The organism is Brevibacterium sp. HMSC24B04, from assembly GCF_001806835.1.
Classification (GTDB): domain Bacteria; phylum Actinomycetota; class Actinomycetes; order Actinomycetales; family Brevibacteriaceae; genus Brevibacterium; species Brevibacterium ravenspurgense.
This window is the reverse complement of sequence record NZ_KV786101.1, coordinates 27,527-27,928: the sequence shown is the minus strand read 5'-3', so window position 1 is coordinate 27,928 and position 402 is coordinate 27,527. Positions and strand designations below refer to the sequence as shown.

The 402-nt window shown below is 63.9% G+C and carries 1 CRISPR repeat array.

The annotated features are described in order from the left end of the window. Positions 1-4 precede the first annotated feature (4 nt). Positions 5-399: direct repeats of the CRISPR family, unit length 29 nt; unit sequence GGGCTCATCCCCACCTGCGTGGGGAACAC. Between the last annotated feature and the right edge of the window lie 3 nt (positions 400-402).

The following is a 402-nucleotide window of genomic DNA, read 5'->3' as shown; positions in this document are numbered from 1 at the left end:
CGTGGGGCTCATCCCCACCTGCGTGGGGAACACTCAAGCCGGTGTTCGCGAACATTCAGGCAGCTGGGCTCATCCCCACCTGCGTGGGGAACACCAATGTCACCAGCCAGGTATGCGTCCGCCGCCGGGCTCATCCCCACCTGCGTGGGGAACACCTCATCGCCACCCCAACCTTGCTAGCGTCGTGGGGCTCATCCCCACCTGCGTGGGGAACACTATCCGGAGAGCAAGCCTGACCCGAGAACCCAGGGCTCATCCCCACCTGCGTGGGGAACACTGAAAAGTCGTCGCCTTTGGTGTTCCGTGCTGGGGCTCATCCCCACCTGCGTGGGGAACACCCCGAAGATGATGTTCTTCACCGAGTAGCCCAGGGCTCATCCCCACCTGCGTGGGGAACACCTC